The 16,947-nt window shown below is 61.9% G+C and carries 12 protein-coding genes; 6 read left to right on the forward strand and 6 right to left on the reverse strand.

From position 1 onward, the window contains the following. The first annotated feature begins 206 nt into the window (after positions 1-206). The 5 genes from thpR (at position 207) to IFJ82_RS12165 (ending at position 6,319) form a co-directional block, all read left to right on the forward strand. Positions 207-746: an RNA 2',3'-cyclic phosphodiesterase gene (gene thpR / locus IFJ82_RS12145; protein ID WP_192264765.1), complete on the forward strand. Its 540-nt coding sequence runs from the start codon at positions 207-209 to the stop codon at positions 744-746. A 467-nt stretch (positions 747-1,213) separates the two neighbouring features. Continuing rightward, complete coding sequence (locus IFJ82_RS12150) at positions 1,214-3,436, forward strand: PQQ-dependent dehydrogenase, methanol/ethanol family (protein WP_040510494.1); 2,223 nt, start codon at positions 1,214-1,216, stop codon at positions 3,434-3,436. Positions 3,437-3,487: 51 nt separating this feature from the next. Further along, complete coding sequence (locus tag IFJ82_RS12155) at positions 3,488-4,888, forward strand: c-type cytochrome (RefSeq protein WP_003618213.1); 1,401 nt, start codon at positions 3,488-3,490, stop codon at positions 4,886-4,888. 127 nt (positions 4,889-5,015) lie between these two features. Continuing rightward, positions 5,016-5,720: an NAD-dependent deacylase gene (locus IFJ82_RS12160; protein ID WP_075595036.1), complete on the forward strand. Its 705-nt coding sequence runs from the start codon at positions 5,016-5,018 to the stop codon at positions 5,718-5,720. A gap of 8 nt (positions 5,721-5,728) precedes the next feature. Then, positions 5,729-6,319, forward strand: coding sequence for a uracil-DNA glycosylase family protein (locus IFJ82_RS12165; protein WP_075624031.1), 591 nt, complete (start codon positions 5,729-5,731; stop codon positions 6,317-6,319). A 76-nt stretch (positions 6,320-6,395) separates the two neighbouring features. Here the strand turns inward: IFJ82_RS12165 and IFJ82_RS12170 are convergent, their stop codons facing one another. The 3 genes from IFJ82_RS12170 to IFJ82_RS12180 all read right to left on the reverse strand — a co-directional run bounded on the left by IFJ82_RS12170 (position 6,396) and on the right by IFJ82_RS12180 (position 11,006). After that, entirely contained in the window at positions 6,396-7,058 is a 663-nt protein-coding gene (locus IFJ82_RS12170) for a MarC family protein (protein WP_225578851.1), read from the reverse strand. A 215-nt stretch (positions 7,059-7,273) separates the two neighbouring features. After that, entirely contained in the window at positions 7,274-9,244 is a 1,971-nt protein-coding gene (locus IFJ82_RS12175; RefSeq protein ID WP_075624032.1) for a lysylphosphatidylglycerol synthase domain-containing protein, read from the reverse strand. Between the two features lie 145 nt (positions 9,245-9,389). Then, positions 9,390-11,006: a lysine--tRNA ligase gene (locus IFJ82_RS12180; RefSeq protein ID WP_003618205.1), complete on the reverse strand. Its 1,617-nt coding sequence runs from the start codon at positions 11,004-11,006 to the stop codon at positions 9,390-9,392. Between the two features lie 129 nt (positions 11,007-11,135). Between IFJ82_RS12180 and IFJ82_RS12185 the strand changes: the two genes are divergently transcribed. Further along, positions 11,136-14,099 carry an ATP-dependent DNA helicase gene (locus IFJ82_RS12185; RefSeq protein WP_040511634.1) on the forward strand — a complete coding sequence of 988 codons (2,964 nt, stop codon included), beginning with the start codon at positions 11,136-11,138 and terminating at the stop codon, positions 14,097-14,099. A gap of 23 nt (positions 14,100-14,122) precedes the next feature. Here IFJ82_RS12185 and IFJ82_RS12190 read toward each other — a convergent pair whose 3' ends face one another. From IFJ82_RS12190 to IFJ82_RS12200, 3 genes are all read right to left on the reverse strand, one after another. Then, positions 14,123-14,326, reverse strand: a complete 204-nt coding sequence (locus IFJ82_RS12190; RefSeq protein ID WP_003618203.1) for a cold-shock protein — start codon at positions 14,324-14,326, stop codon at positions 14,123-14,125. Between the two features lie 318 nt (positions 14,327-14,644). After that, positions 14,645-16,294, reverse strand: a complete 1,650-nt coding sequence (groL, locus tag IFJ82_RS12195) for a chaperonin GroEL (protein WP_003618202.1) — start codon at positions 16,292-16,294, stop codon at positions 14,645-14,647. A 58-nt stretch (positions 16,295-16,352) separates the two neighbouring features. Further along, positions 16,353-16,643, reverse strand: a complete 291-nt coding sequence (locus IFJ82_RS12200; RefSeq protein ID WP_003618201.1) for a co-chaperone GroES — start codon at positions 16,641-16,643, stop codon at positions 16,353-16,355. Positions 16,644-16,947 lie beyond the last annotated feature (304 nt).

The following is a 16,947-nucleotide window of genomic DNA, read 5'->3' on the forward strand; positions in this document are numbered from 1 at the left end:
AGAACGTTCGCGTGGCCAACACATTAAAAGATGGCAACACATGCCCCTTGTCCGGGCATGATAGCCGGTAAAGGTCACAGCGCCATAGATACGTACAGTAGTATATAGTACAACCTAGCATCATCTGGCCCGGGATGCGGGACAATAATCCCCCATGGCCCGATATGGCTGGCATTTCCATTCCACCTGCCTGATGGGGCTGCCTGATGAGACTTTTCATTGCCCTGGGGATTCCCCATCCACTTTCCACCCGGCTTGCAACACTGCGCGGCAGCCTGGCCGAGGTGAACTGGGTGCCCCCCGAAACCTACCACCTGACGCTGCGCTTCATCGGGGAGGTTACGGACCGCCATATGATGGAGGACATCCATCATGCATTGTCGGCCATCCATGCCCCTGCGTTCGACCTCCTTGCCGGTGCGCCCGGCCTGTTTGAACGTCCCGGCGCACCGGCGACCCTGTGGATGGGAATCGTACGCAACGACTCCCTCCTCCATCTCCAGCGCAAGGTGGATACCGCGATGCGGCGTGTCGGGTTGGGTGAACGGCACCGACGGTTCGTTCCACATATTACCCTGGGGTCGATCCCCTACCCCGATGCGACCCGTCTGGCGACATGGCTGGGACGTCATGCGATGGTTGGGGGCGATGCGACCGCTATCCGCACCTTCTCCCTCTACAGGTCACTGCGGGGAAAGGAATCCCCCGCCTATGAAGTGCTTGAGGATTACGACCTGAGTCCCTGACGCAAAGTTGCATCACTTTCGAAACAGATGACCGCGCGATACCGCGTGGTCACATTTTATACGAATATATGAAATACGATATCGGCATATAAAGTTGCCGACACATGACATGCCACCTGTGGTGAATATCAAAAATATCCTTTTAAAACAGTGAGATGTCAAAATATTACATACGGTTCATCTTATATGAATCATTGCTTATGCGACAGCTTGTTCACAACTTAGTGAACTCGAACACTAAAATGTCAGAAGACGTATGTAATCCCGCCGGTATGTTCGGATGAAACGGACTACCTGCTTTTTCTCCCTGTCGAAGGCCGGTTTTTCAATCCCTTGGGGACGTGTAGTGACTGGGGCCGGATTTATGGCCCCGCTTCTGCCCCTGGATATGAAAAGCGCCCTCCGGCGGAAAGTTGCAGCGGCGGCGTCCCGAATTCGAAACCGTTAGTTTTCTGAGGACATCACATATGATTTCTGCCGTTTTCGGAAAAAGACGTTCTCTGAGCAGAACGCTTACAGCCGGAACGATATGTGCGGCTCTCGTCTCCGGCTACGCCAACATGGCATTTTCCGCTGATGAGGGTCAGGGCCAGACGGGCGAAGCGATCATCCATGCGGATGATCATCCCGGTAACTGGATGACCTATGGTCGCACATATTCTGAACAGCGTTACAGCCCGCTGGATCAGATCAACCGTTCCAATGTCGGAAACCTCAAGCTGGCCTGGTATCTGGATCTCGATACCAACCGTGGCCAGGAAGGCACGCCCCTGGTTGTTGATGGCGTCATGTATGCCACCACCAACTGGAGCATGATGAAGGCGATCGACGCCGCCACCGGCAAGCTGCTGTGGTCGTATGACCCGCGCGTGCCAGGCAACATCGCCGACAAGGGCTGCTGCGACACCGTCAACCGCGGTGCGGCGTACTGGAATGGCAAGGTCTATTTCGGCACGTTCGACGGTCGCCTGATCGCCCTGGACGCCAAGACCGGCAAGCTGGTCTGGAGCGTGAACACCATCCCCCCCGAAGCCGAACTCGGCAAGCAGCGTTCCTATACGGTTGATGGCGCCCCGCGCATCGCCAAGGGCCGCGTGATCATCGGTAACGGTGGTTCCGAATTCGGTGCCCGTGGCTTTGTCACCGCGTTCGACGCGGAAACCGGCAAGGTTGACTGGCGCTTCTTTACGGTTCCCAACCCCAAGAACGAGCCCGATCACGCAGCATCCGACAGCGTGCTGATGAACAAGGCCTACCAGACCTGGAGCCCGACCGGCGCCTGGACCCGTCAGGGCGGCGGCGGCACCGTATGGGATTCCATCGTCTATGATCCCGTGACCGACCTGGTCTACCTTGGCGTGGGTAACGGCTCTCCTTGGAACTACAAGTACCGTTCCGAAGGCAAGGGCGACAACCTGTTCCTGGGCAGCATCGTCGCGCTGAAGCCTGAAACCGGCGAATATGTCTGGCATTTCCAGGAAACGCCGATGGACCAGTGGGACTTCACCTCGGTTCAGCAGATCATGACGCTTGACCTGCCGATCAATGGTGAAACCCGCCACGTCATCGTGCATGCGCCGAAGAATGGCTTCTTCTACATCATCGACGCCAAGACCGGCGAGTTCATCTCCGGCAAGAACTACGTCTATGTGAACTGGGCCAGCGGCCTTGATCCGAAGACGGGTCGTCCGATCTATAACCCCGACGCGCTGTATACGCTTACGGGCAAGGACTGGTACGGCATTCCGGGCGATCTGGGCGGACATAACTTCGCAGCGATGGCCTTCAGCCCCAAGACGGGCTTGGTCTATATCCCCGCGCAGCAGGTTCCGTTCCTGTACACCAACCAGAAGGGCGGCTTCCTGGCCCATCCCGACAGTTGGAACCTTGGCCTTGACATGAACAAGGTCGGTATCCCCGACTCTCCCGAAGCGAAGGCTGCCTTCGTCAAGGATCTGAAGGGCTATATCCTGGCATGGGATCCGCAGAAGCAGGCCGAAGCGTGGCGCGTTGACCACAAGGGCCCGTGGAACGGTGGTATCCTGGCGACTGGTGGCGATCTGCTGTTCCAGGGGCTGGCGAATGGTGAATTCCATGCGTATGACGCCACGAACGGCACGGACCTGTTCCACTTTGCAGCGGATAGCGGCATCATCGCACCGCCTGTGACCTACCTTGCCAAGGGCAAGCAGTATGTTGCGGTTGAAGTGGGCTGGGGCGGCATCTATCCGTTCTTCCTTGGTGGCCTTGCGCGCACCAGCGGCTGGACGGTCAACCACTCCCACGTGATTGCATTCTCGCTCGACGGCAAGGGTGGTCCGCTGCCGAAGCAGAACGACCAGGGCTTCGTGCCGGTCAAGCCGCCTGAGAAGTTCGATGCAAGCCGCACCGATAACGGCTACTTCCAGTTCCAGACCTATTGCGCGGCCTGCCATGGCGATAACGCCGAAGGTGGTGGTGTGCTGCCTGATCTGCGCTGGTCCGGTTCCATCCGCCACACCGATGCGTTCTACAATGTTGTTGGTCGCGGTGCGCTGACCGCATACGGCATGGATCGCTTTGACGGCAACATGAACCCGAACGAGATCGAGGATATTCGCCAGTTCCTGATCAAGCGTGCGAATGAAACCTACCAGCGGGAAGTTGATGCGCGGAAGAACGCAGCCGGTATCCCCGAGCAGCTGCCGTAAACCCGCTTTTTTTAATTTTTCGCATCAACGCGACGCATGATGGTGAACATAATGATCAACAGGCTTAAGGTGACTTTCGGCGCGGCAGCGCTTAGTCTGCTGGCTGGCACGGCATTGGCGCAGACGCCCGATGCCGAGCTGGTCCAGAAAGGGGCATATGTCGCAAGGCTGGGTGACTGCGTGGCATGTCACACGGCCCTGCATGGAACGGCGTATGCCGGCGGGCTTGAAATCAAGAGCCCGATCGGGACGATTTATTCGACCAACATCACCCCCGATCCCACATATGGTATCGGCCGCTACACCTACGAGGAATTTGACGAAGCCGTTCGTCATGGCATCCGCAAGGATGGTTCCACGCTGTATCCGGCGATGCCCTATCCTTCCTTCTCCCGCATGACGAAGGACGATACCCGCGCGCTGTATGCATATTTCATGCATGGCGTGCAGCCGGTGGCGCAGCCGGACAAGCAGCCCGAGATTTCGTGGCCGATGTCCATGCGCTGGCCGCTGTCGATCTGGCGTATGATGTTCTCCCCCTCGCCCAAGGATTTCACGCCGGCCCCCGGTACGGATCCCGAGGTTGCACGGGGCGAATATCTTGTGACGGGTGCCGGGCATTGCGGTGCGTGTCATACCCCGCGTGGCTTTGCCATGCAGGAAAAGGCGCTGGATGCGTCGGGTGGTCCCGACTTCCTGTCCGGTGGCGCACCGATCGACAACTGGGTCGCCCCCAGCCTGCGCAACGACCCGAACGTGGGTCTGGGCCGCTGGTCTGAGGATGACATCTATCTGTTCCTGAAGTCCGGTCGTATCGACCATTCGGCCGTCTTTGGCGGAATGGGCGATGTCGTGGCATGGAGCACGCAGTACTTCACCGATGACGACCTGCATGCCATCGCCAAATACCTGAAGAGCCTGCCGCCGGTTCCGCCGTCACAGGCCCCCTACAGCTATGACGCGACCACGGCGAACACGCTGGCTTCGGGCAACATTTCCAGCATCCCGGGCGCAGATACCTACGTCAAAGAATGCGCCATCTGTCACCGTAACGATGGTGGTGGCGTGCCGCGTATGTTCCCGCCGCTGGCTGGGAACCCGGTTGTCGTGACCGACGACCCGACGTCGCTGGTGAACGTGATCACGCATGGTGGCGTCCTGCCGCCGAGCAACTGGGCACCGTCCGCCGTGGCGATGCCGGGCTACAGCAAGTCGCTGTCGGCACAGCAGATCGCGGACGTCGTCAACTTCATCCGCACCAGCTGGGGCAACAAGGCGCAGGGCACCGTCACTGCCGCCGACGTTACCAAGCTGCGCGATACGGGGGCTCCGGTCTCCAGCGCAGGCTGGAACTCCACCAGCAGCGGATGGCTTGTCTTCCAGCCGCAGCCTTACGGCCATGGCTGGACGTTTGCGCCGCAGACGCACACGGGTGTGGACAACGCACAGTAAAACTGATCGGCCCCATACCGATCATGACTACCAGGGACCGCCGCAGACCATGTCTGCGGCGGTTTTCTTATGCGTGCTGATCGGCCACACTGCACCGACACGGATCACCATGAAGATGGGAGGCCCCATGCAACGCATTGTCGTCCTGACGGGCGCCGGGATCAGCCAGGAGTCCGGTCTTCAGACCTTTCGCGGCGAAGACGGATTGTGGAATCATGAACGGATTGCAGATATCTGCACACCCGAAGGGTTCGCGCGTGACCCCATGCGGGTGGATCGATTCTATAATGGTTTGCGGGCCGGGCTGGCTGATGTGCAGCCAAATGCGGCCCACAGGGCACTTGCCCATATGGAGGAATGCGCCGCCACCGGCAGGTGGGACGGCGAAATCCTGATCGTCACACAAAATATCGACGACCTGCATGAACGCGCGGGCAGCCGGGATGTCGTGCATATGCATGGGGAACTGATGCGGGTGCGCTGCACCGCCTGCGGGGCCACCCCATCATGGCATGCCGACTGCCTGCCACAGACGCCCTGCCCGGCCTGCCATCGGCCCCAATTACGTCCCGATATCGTCTGGTTCGGGGAAATCCCCTATCACATGGACCGGATCGCGGCGGCGTTGCAGGCATGTGACCTGTTCGTGGCCATCGGCACGTCGGGCGTGGTCTATCCTGCCGCAGGATTTGTGCAGCAGGCCAGCCCCCATGCCGACACCATGGAATTCAATCTTCAGCCTTCTGCGGGGACGGACCTGTTCGATCAAACGGTGCTTGGCCCCGCCACAAAAACGGTGTCACGATGGGTGCGCGACGTGACCGGAACATGACAGAACATATGACACCCCCCACGGATGACGGGGCGCTGGAACGTCTGGTAACGGAAATCCGGGCCTGCACCGCCTGTGCCAACGTCCTGCCATTGGGGCCACGCCCCATCCTGCACGTCTCCCCAACCGCGCGCATCCTGATCGCAAGCCAGGCGCCCGGCACCCGTGTTCATGAAACGGGACAGTCCTTTAACGATGCATCTGGCGACCGGTTGCGGGGATGGCTGGGCATTGATCGGGCGACCTTTTACGACTCAGCACGCATCGCCATCATGCCCATGGGCATGTGCTATCCCGGCCGCCTGCCAAAGGGGGGCGATTGCCCGCCACGTCGCGAATGCGCCCCCTTATGGCGTGAGCGGGTGCTGGCCCTGATGCCCGATATCCGCCTGACGCTGCTGGTCGGATCCTATGCGCAGAACCATGTTCTGGGGCCGGGCAAGGTAGAAGATCGCGTGCGCCATTACCGTGATTACCTGCCCCGTTTTTTCCCCCTTCCACATCCTTCGTGGCGGACAGGCGCGTGGGAACGCCGCAGCCCATGGTTTGGCACGGATGTCCTGCCTGCCCTGCGCAGGGAGGTGCATGCGTTCCTGTAAGGGCGACAATCTGAAAATGAACAAGGGTCTGGCAACAGATATCATGGTTGCACGCGACCATTTCCCTCTGTGGGGATCAGTGCATCAGTTGCACGATGTTATGCGCCATTGAGAGGACCACGCCCTGCACGCCTGAAATCAGGATCTGTACCCCGATCGACAGCAGGATCAATGCCACAAGGCGCGAGACAATACGCGTCCCGGTTGTCCCCAGCAGGCCCATCAACTGCTCGGCATAGGCGTAGGCAACCCAGATGATGCATGCAACGGCCAGGGCCGCAGCGGACAGGATGCCATAGAACATGACCGTGCTGACACCTGCCGAGCCTTCGGAACTCAGCGCGATGGCCACAGCAATGGTGCCCGGCCCGACGGTAAAGGGCATCGTCAGCGGAAAAAACGCTAGTTCCATGCCATTCGAACGCGCGGCACTCATCCCGCCCTGACTGGCCTGCGCCTGCTTGCGTGCTTCTTCGGTTTCGGGGGCCTGTAACAACGCCCATGCCCGCACCGCCACCACCAGGCCACCCGCAATGCGCAACGCATTGATCGTAATGCCGAAGAAGGACAAGATTGTCCCCCCCATCCAGATGGAAGCAATCATCAGCATGGCGGAATAGAACGCCACGGTCCGCGCCAGCGCCAGACATTCCGCCCGGCTGCGCCCGTCCGTGACCTGCGCGAAAATCAGCGCCGCCCCCAACGGGTTGACAATGGAAAACAGCGCCGGGAACGCCATCAGGAACGCCCCGGATGCACTGGTCAAGCCGATAGGAACGCTCAGATGGCTCAGGACATCATGGGAAACGGCCACGCTTCATGCCTTCTTTCGGCTTGCACTGGTTGTCAACACGCCAGGCAGACGTTGCCTGCACTTATCCCCGGGGGAGAAGGAACGAAATGGATTCCTTTGCGCAGACAGGGCTTATCCGCTGATACATGCCATATCTACCCCTAGTTATGCATGAGCGATTGCAGCAGACGCGCATCATTCGGGCGCGCGCACAGATAGAAAGTCTCCATTCCCGGAGAATGGGCCTTCTGCGCCGAAACCGGCAATGGCCAGGCCGTCAGTCCCAAATCGTTATAAACCGGCAGGAACATCGCCCCCACACACCAAAAGGCAGGCTGGCGCCCCTCCTGCACCGCCAGGTCGCGCAACCACCATATGGCGGAGACGCAATCTTCTGCATTACCTGCGGGATCGCCCAGCCCGATCAGGAATGTCCCGCGCCGCACGAACGGCAGTAACGCCTGCCCCCGCGCGCCGACGATCAGGCCCGATGGCCGCCACGCCGCGCCCACCGCGTCGATCGCATGGTCCAGCATGTGATAACGGGCCTGACCCTGCGCATCCCATGGGACGATGGCAATACGTCCCGGCCGGATCAGGCGCATGATCATCAACAATCCCAACATGACCGCCAGCCCCATTGTCCAGCGCCCAACCCCGGACGAAGACGCGAACAGCATGATTTCCCACCAGCTTCCGCCCAGCGCGTCATGCGGCCCGGCACAGGCCAGCACGACCACGCATGCGATCAGCAGCAGCAGTGACATGACCGTGGGAAAGGACAAAGGCTCACTCAGCACGCGGGCATGACGGTAATAGGAATTGCGAAACGGTGCGATCAGGATTGCAACCAGCGCCATCAGGGCCGGGATCAGCAGTGGCGACCCCCGTAACAGCGTCAACCCCGCCGCCGCCGCCAGCAGGCCCAGCGTGACCTTCCATGCCAACGTCACGCGCTGTGACAGGCCAATGGCCAGCCCGATCAGCGCAACGCCAATCAGCGACAGCAGGTAATCCCCCGCCATGCCGAACAGCGTATGCAGCCACCCGGCGGCATTGTCCCATGTTTCGGGATCAAGGATCGTCAGCGCAATCAGCACCCCGCCACACAGCGAGACCGCCCCGGTAGCCACGGCGACGGAAAAATCTGCCTCGCTCTCCCGGATCACGACACTTGGACGTGTGGTACGCGGCCCGCGCGCGGGGCCGTCGCCACCGGCCTTGCGCGACAGCAGCACCGCATCGCCACGCAGGAACAGTTCGTGCCCCGCAAACATCACACCAGCAAGGAACAGCGGAATGATATAGTAGAAAAGGCGAAAAATCAGGATGGCGGTAATGATGCGCGGTTCGGGCATATACCCCCCCAGCGCCAGCATCATTGCCCCGTCAAAAACACCCAGCCCCCCGGGGACACTGGCCACCAGCCCCGCCGTATAGGACGCGATATAGATCGCAAGGAAAACGCCATAACCCAGCCCCGGCGCATCGGGAAGGAAGATGTAGGCAATGCCCGCCGTCGCCGCCACCTCGGCCGCGGAAACCACCGTCTGCGCCACCGCCATGGCAGAGGATGGAAACGTGATGGTCCACCGCCACAACGTGACTTCGTTCAGGCATCGGCCCAGCAGGATATACCCCCCCACGCCCCCCCACAGCAGCAGGCCTACCGCCTCCAGCAGCAGATGGGGCACGTGGGCACCCACCACCGGCACCATTTCCGGTTCCCACAGCAGGACACCACCGATCAGGACCGCCGCCCCCAGTAAATAAGTCGCGGAGCAGAACGCAATGATCTGCGCGACCTCCAGCGGGCGCAGGCCCCAGTTGCCATACAGGCGGAACCTTACGGCAGCCCCCGAAATGGCTGAAAAGCCAAGGTTATGCGACAGGACATACGAACAGAATGCGGCAAAGGCGGTGCGCCGGAACGGCATCGTGCGCCCGATCTGGCGCACCGCCAGCCAGTCGTAGAACGACAGCACGACATAGGACAGGACGGTCATGCCCGCCCCCGCCCACAGGGTCGCCGCCGGAATCCCCACCAGCGCGTGACGGATATCAGCCCAGTGCAGGTGGCGCATTTCACGCTGCACCACGATGATTGCGGCGACCATCAGCACCAGCCCCATGGCATGGGGAAGGTGCCGCACCCATTTGCGCCAGCCCGTTACCTCTTTTCCTTCAGCACAGGGGCATGGCCTGGGCGGATGTGACGGGGGAAAGCCCGGCGTCACGGAAAATATGGTCCCATGGGACGCGATACCCCCGGCATGCCTACGATTGGGCGGCCTGCGGCACGCTGCGGGTCAGGGCGGCCTCGATCAGGGCGACGGTTTCGCCGCCACCGTAAAGTGCGATGAAAATCCCGAAACGCGGCCCTTCCTTCTGTCCAAGAAGCACTTCGTAAAGGCAGCCGAACCAGCTCCGCAGCGGCTCGAACCCATGGCGCTTGCCGATTTCGAACACCAGGTTCTGGTAATCGTCGGGCGTGGCGGTGGCCGCATCCATCCCGCGCAGGGCTTCCGCCAGATCCGACAGGGCAGCGCGTTCCTTGCCTTCGGGCGCGCGGTACTGCTTCGTCGGCCGGACGAAATCCGCGTAATAGACGATGGCGTGATCCACCAGCCGGGCCAGCATGGGATCGCGCGCGGGCGTGGCGTCGGCATCGTAACGCTGGATGAACTTCCACAACACATCCGGCGTTTCGGCATTGGCCACGCTGGCGAGGTTGAGCAGCATGCCGAACGTGATCGGGCTGCCTGCGTCATCGGGGACATGCCCGGCATGGATGAACCAGGCCGGGTTGGTCCACAGGGCCGGGTCCTGCGCCTGCTGCGCCGTGCGGGCGCGCGTGACGTTGGCGAGGTATTCGTCCGTCGCCTTGGGGATCACATCAAAAAACAGCCGCTTCGCACGCTGCGGGGCGTTGAACATATACTGCCCCAGGCTTTCGGGCGGGGCATAGCGCAACCATTCCTCCACCGAGATGCCATTGCCCTTGGACTTGGAAATCTTCTGCCCGTTTTCATCGAGGAACAGTTCATAGGTCAGGCCCGCCGGCGCGCGACCGCCAAGGATGCGGCAGATCCTGCCCGACAGGCGCACACTGTCGATCAGGTCCTTGCCTGACATTTCGTAATCAACACCCAGCGCATACCACCGCATGGCCCAGTCGGCCTTCCACTGCATCTTGGCATGGCCACCCGTGACGGGGGTCTCGAACGTCTCCCCTTCCTCATCGGTCCAGCGCACGGTGCCTGCGACCGGGTCGATCGCATCCATGCGCACCTGCATCACCTGCCCGGTGCGCGGATGGATCGGCAGGACGGGGGAATAGGTGGCGCGCCGTTCCGCACCCAGCGTGGGGGCGATGACGGCCACGATCTCGTCATGCACCTCCAGCACACGCTTCAGCGCGGCATCGAAACGCCCGCCTTCGTAATAGGTGGTGGAAGAGGCGAATTCGTAATCGAAACCAAAACTGTCGAGGAAGGCCTGAAGCCGTGCATTATTATGGGCCGCAAAGGATTCATGCGTCCCGAACGGATCGGGCACACGCGACAGCGGCTTGCCGATGAACTGACGCAGCATGTCCTGATTGGGGACGTTGTCGGGCACCTTGCGCAGGGCGTCCATATCATCGGAAAACGCCAGCAGGCGCGTCGGCTTTCCGGTGATGGCGGTAAAGGCCTGGCGAACCCACGATGTGCGCGCGACCTCGCCAAACGTGCCGATATGCGGCAGCCCCGACGGCCCGTAGCCCGTTTCCAGCAGGACGGGGCGATCGGCGCTGACGGGCCTGTCACCGACATGGGACGCAAGTTTTGCGGCTTCCTCGAAAGGCCATGCCTTGGGCAGCGGAGAGGAGGGAATGCGATACTGTTCTGACATGGGGCCGAAAGCTATGAATTGCGGAAGGGCGGGTCAATCGTCACCTTACACCATAATCCGCGCCAAAGATAACTTCCGTTACACGCAACAGGCGACATCCGCACGCATGTGCCCTATATGTTCACGATCATGACAGCCATCCCGTCCCTGCCGGATACCGCGCCTGCCCTGATTGTCCGACACGACACCTGTTCCGTCCTGACACCCGACGGCGAGATCTTGTCGCTGTCGCATGAGGACGTGCGGCGCGAACTCCGGCATTGGCCCGCCCCGGTGGTCATCCACGCCCCCGCCACCGCGCGCAGGCTCGACCTGCCGCCCCCGGGACAGCCCACACCATGGCTGGACCTGCTGGAACTGTTCGCCTTCGCCATGCCTGCACGAACGGTCCCGCCCACGGTGCGCGGGCTGGCACGTGCCCTCGATTTCCCGCGCGCCCAGGTCGAGGGGGCAGAAGCAGACCTGCTGATGGACATGGCGGCCGAACTGCTCGAACGCATCGCACGCCAACATGATGGTCCCCATGGCCCGATGATGGCCGCACTGGCGTTCAAGATGCGCCAGATGGGATGGGCCTGGGGCGACAGCGTGTGCCACGCCCTGCATGTCGGCGCGACCTTTCCCCCCGAACCGCTCCAGCCCAATGACGCCATCCGGGTATGGCGCACCCTGCCAAAGTGGGAGGATACAGCCCCACGGCCGCCACCCGGCCCGCATCCCGTCACCCCGGCGGAGGCCCGCGCACGACTGGGCGAAATCCTCGGCCCCAACGCGCGAACCCGTGCGGGACAGGCCGATTTCGCCGATGTCGCCACCGCTGCCTTTGCCCCGCGTGCGCAGCGCGGCGCACCGCACATGGTCCTGGCAGAGGCAGGGACCGGCACGGGCAAGACGCTGGGCTATATCGCGCCATCAAGCGTATGGGCCAGGCGTAACGACGCGGCGGTGTGGATCAGCACCTATACGCGCCACCTGCAACGCCAGATCGAATCGGAACTGGCGCGGCTGTATCCCGAACCCGCCGTGCGCCGCGAACATGTGGTGATCCGCAAGGGACGGGAAAATTACCTGTGCCTCCTCAACATGGAAGAATCGGTCAATATCGCCCTGTCGCGCGGCCCCAAGGCGGCAGGGGCGATGATCGGACTGTGCCTGATCGCGCGCTGGGCAATGCAAAGCGCGGATGGCGACATCGCGGGTGGCGACCTGCCCGGATGGTTTGGCGACCTGTTCGGGCGTGGCCTGCTGGCGGGGATCGCGGACCGGCGGGGGGAGTGCATCCACGGCGCATGCCCGCATTACCAGCGCTGCTTTGTCGAACATTCCATCCGCCGCGCCCGCACGGCCGACCTGGTGATCGCAAACCATGCCCTCGTCATGTCACAGGCGGCATGGCATGCCCTCGACGGGGCCGGCACCAGCAACGAGGACAATATCCCCACGCGTTATGTCTTTGACGAGGGGCACCACCTGATGGATGCCGCCGACAGCGCGTTTTCCACCGAACTGTCGGGGCTGGAGGCCGCCGAACTGCGCCGTTGGCTGCTGGGCGCCGAAGGGGCGCGATCACGTGCGCGCGGGCTGAAGCGGCGGCTCGATGACCTCGTGGTCGGCATGCCGCAGCTTGAGACCCCGCTTGATGCCGCCCTGATGGCCGCCCATGCCCTGCCCGCCCCCGGCTGGTCCGCCCGCCTGGCCGAGTCCGATACGCAGCCGCCTGACGACGATCCCCAGCCCGAATCACCGGCCCTGCCACCGCAGGCCGCCATGCCCGAAAGGATTGAAGAACCGGTCCTGTCGAACCCGACCGAAGCCCTGCTGCTGCTATTGCGCAGGCAGGCGCTGGCACGCACGCATGGTGGCCCAGCCTCCCCCCGGCGTGGCGCGGTGGAATGTGACCTTCATCCCGTGCCCGAACCCCTTGTCGAGGCCGCGCGCACGCTGGCACGGGCGCTTGAACGGCTGATTACCCCCCTGCGCACGCTGGTCAGCCGACTTGGGGAGCGGCTGGAGGATGATTCGGATACGCTGGACAGCGGGTCACGTGAACGGATCGAGGCCGCAATCCGCGCCATCCGCAAACGCGCGCTGGCACGGCTTGATGGCTGGGCCGCGATGCTGGGGGCGGTGGGCACGGAACATGCCACCGAACCGGGACAGGTGCCGCAATATATCGACTTCATCCGCCTTGACCGACGTGAAGGCCAAAAACCTGGCGAGCGTGACGTGGGGCTTTATCGCCACTGGCTGGACCCCACCATTCCCTTTTCCGCCGTGCTGGCCGCCCCGGCGCATGGGCTGCTGGTGACATCGGCCACCCTGCGTGATGAAAACGACACCACGAACCACGAAGAGGCCGAACGCGCGTGGGAGGCGGCGGAAGCGCGTTCGGGGGCGGCACACCTGCCCATGCCCGCGCTGCGCGCCTCACTGGCCAGTCCGTTCGATTACCGGGCACAGAGCCGCGCCTTCATCATCACCGATGTGGCCCATGACGATCCGGCCTCGCTGGCGGGGGCATACCGCACCCTGTTCGAGGCTTCGGGGGGTGGGGGGCTGGGGCTATTCACGGCGATATCACGATTGCGCGACGTTCATGCGCGCCTGGCTGGGCCGCTGGAAATGGCGGGGTTGCCGCTTTATGCGCAACATGTGGACCCGATGGATAACGCGACGCTGGTGGATATTTTCCGCAGCGAACACAATTCATGCCTGCTGGGGACCGACGCCATGCGTGACGGCGTGGATGTGCCCGGACAGGCCCTGCGTCTGGTTGTCTTTGAACGCGTGCCATGGCCGCGTCCCGATATCCTGCATCGTGAACGACGCATCCATCTGTCGGGTGGGGCGCCATCGCGATATGATGACCGCATCGCGCGCCTGCGCCTGCGCCAGGCCTTTGGTCGCCTGATCCGTAGCGAAACGGACCGTGGGGTCTTTGTCCTGCTGGACCGGCGCACCCCGTCGCGCCTTCTTTCCGCGTTCCCGCCAGGGGTCGCGGTCCACCGCATGGGACTGGCCCATGCGGCGCGAGAGATCACACGGTTCCTTCAAACCGGTGACGGGACGTCAGACACCCCGCCAGCGCCGTGATCCTTCGGCAAGCCCGCGAAGGCTTACAGCGGCTTAAGGTTGCTTGCCGCTGCCTTGCCGCGTTCCATCGTGATGTCGTAGCTGACAGCCTGATTCTCATCGAGGCCACGCAGGCCTGCCGCCTGCACTGCGGTGATGTGCACGAACACGTCCTTGCCACCATCGTCAGGCATAATGAATCCAAAACCCTTGGTCGCGTTGAACCACTTAACTTTTCCGGTTGCCATAGCCGATATACTCTCCTGCGCCTCTTTGCCGGTCCCAATACCGGGAATTCGGGCTCTCGCCTTTACGGTCATGAAAAAAACAGGGCATCCGGAAAAAACACCCAGTCGGATTTCACGTCGTTCGTGCTGTCTATAGGGGCAGCATGAATAGCTGCCCCTTGTCAAATCGCATCTCTAAAAAAAATGCCCCCGGACATAAAAAAAGGGGGAAGGCGGACATGCCGCCTTCCCCCTCTTTCGCGTTTCCGCAGGGTCTGGGAAACGGGGCGGGCGATCCCGGCCGGAAACCGCCCTGCCCCCTTTCCGGGGTGGAATGGATCAGAAATCCATGCCGCCCATGCCACCCATGCCGCCCATTCCGCCTTCCGGCATCGCGGGGGCCTTCTTTTCCGGACGCTCCGCCACCATCGCTTCGGTGGTGATCAGCAGGCCTGCAACCGACGCTGCATCCTGCAGGGCGGTACGAACGACCTTCATCGGGTCGATGATGCCAGCCGCGACGAGGTCCTTGTAGGTACCTTCCTGCGCATCGAAACCATATGCATAGGTTTCGTTTTCCAGCACCTTGCCAGCGATGACCGCACCGTCTTCGCCTGCATTGTGGGCGATCTGGCGCAGCGGGGCCTGCAGGGCCTTGCGGATGATGTCCGCACCGACGCGCTGGTCCTCGTTGTGGAAATGCAGGTGAGCCAGCGTCGTGGACGCACGCGCCAGCGCCGTGCCACCACCGGGAACGATGCCTTCTTCAACCGCGGCGCGGGTCGCATGCAGCGCGTCATCGACGCGATCCTTACGTTCCTTCACCTCGACCTCGGTCGAACCACCGACGCGGATCACGGCAACACCACCGGCCAGCTTCGCCAGGCGTTCCTGCAGCTTTTCACGGTCGTAATCGGACGTGGTTTCCTCGATCTGCGCACGGATCTGGCTGCAACGGCCCTTGATGGCCTCGCCTTCGCCCGCACCCTCGACGATCGTGGTGTTTTCCTTGTCGATATGCACCTTCTTGGCGGTGCCCAGCATGTTCAGCGTGACGCTTTCGAGCTTGATGCCCAGGTCTTCGCTGATGACCTGGCCACCGGTCAGGATCGCGATATCCTCAAGCATCGCCTTGCGGCGATCACCAAAGCCCGGTGCCTTCACCGCAGCAATCTTCAGGCCGCCACGCAGCTTGTTGACCACCAGGGTCGCCAGCGCCTCGCCATCGACGTCTTCGGCGATGATCAGCAGCGGACGGCCCGACTGCACCACGGCCTCAAGCAGCGGCAGCATCGGCTGCAGCGACGACAGCTTCTTTTCGTGGATCAGGATATAGGGGCTGTCCAGATCGACGGTCATCTTCTCCGCGTTCGTCACGAAATACGGGGAGATGTAGCCGCGATCGAACTGCATGCCCTCGACAACGTCGAGTTCGGTGTGCAGGCCCTTCGCTTCCTCGACGGTGATCACGCCCTCGCTGCCGACCTTCTGCATGGCCTGCGAGATCATTTCGCCGATTTCCTTTTCGCCATTGGCGGAAATCGTGCCGACCTGCGCCGTTTCGGCAGGCGTCGTGATCTTCTTGGTGTTCTTCTTCAGTTCCTCGACAACCGCGCCGACGGCCTTGTCGATACCGCGCTTGAGGTCCATCGGGTTCATGCCGGCGGCAACAGCCTTGGCGCCTTCGCGCACGATCGCCTGCGCCAGGACGGTCGCGGTGGTCGTGCCGTCACCGGCAATGTCGTTGGTCTTGCTGGCGACTTCGCGCACCATCTGCGCGCCCATGTTCTCGAACTTGTCAGCCAGTTCGATTTCCTTGGCGACCGAAACACCGTCCTTGGTGATGCGCGGTGCGCCAAAGCTCTTGTCGAGGACGACGTTACGTCCCTTCGGACCCAGTGTTACCTTGACCGCATCGGCCAGGATATCCACGCCACGCAGCATGCGCCGACGTGCTTCATCGCCGAACTTTACGTCCTTGGCAGCCATTTCAGTTTCTCCAGTCAGGAAAGGTTATGTAATCGGATCAGGTTCAGGCGTACGACGCTCAGGCAACAACGCCCATGATGTCGCTTTCCTTCATGATCAGCAGCTCTTCGCCGTCGATCGTGACTTCGGTGCCGGACCATTTGCCGAACAGCACGCGGTCACCAGCCTTGACGTCCAGGGCGACAATCTGGCCCTGTTCGTTGCGGGCGCCCGCTCCGACCGAGATAACCTCGCCTTCCATCGGCTTTTCCTTGGCGGTCTCGGGGATGATGATCCCACCGGCTGTCTTTTCCTCACCCTTGAGGCGACGGACAACCACGCGGTCATGCAGGGGACGAAATTTCGTCATTGGATGGATCGCTCCATAATCTAAAAAAGGTAACGCCCTTGAATTAAGCAACGCCACCGGTTTGGCGCGCGCGCCAGGCCGCATCGCGTTAGCACTCCCCTCATGAGAGTGCTAAAGAGCAGATAGGAAGACCTCTTTTAGGTGTCAAGGGAAGCACCAAGATTCCTGGCCAACTTTCCCCAACGCCTGCGGGGATTACCAGAAAAAGGCAGGAAATCCACAAATATATCATTATATATCAATGAATTACGAAAATACCCATCCTCCTGCACATCGTTGTCTCTGGCCCGCACGGACTGCATGC

Source organism: Novacetimonas hansenii (assembly GCF_014843995.1).
GTDB classification, from domain to species: domain Bacteria; phylum Pseudomonadota; class Alphaproteobacteria; order Acetobacterales; family Acetobacteraceae; genus Novacetimonas; species Novacetimonas hansenii.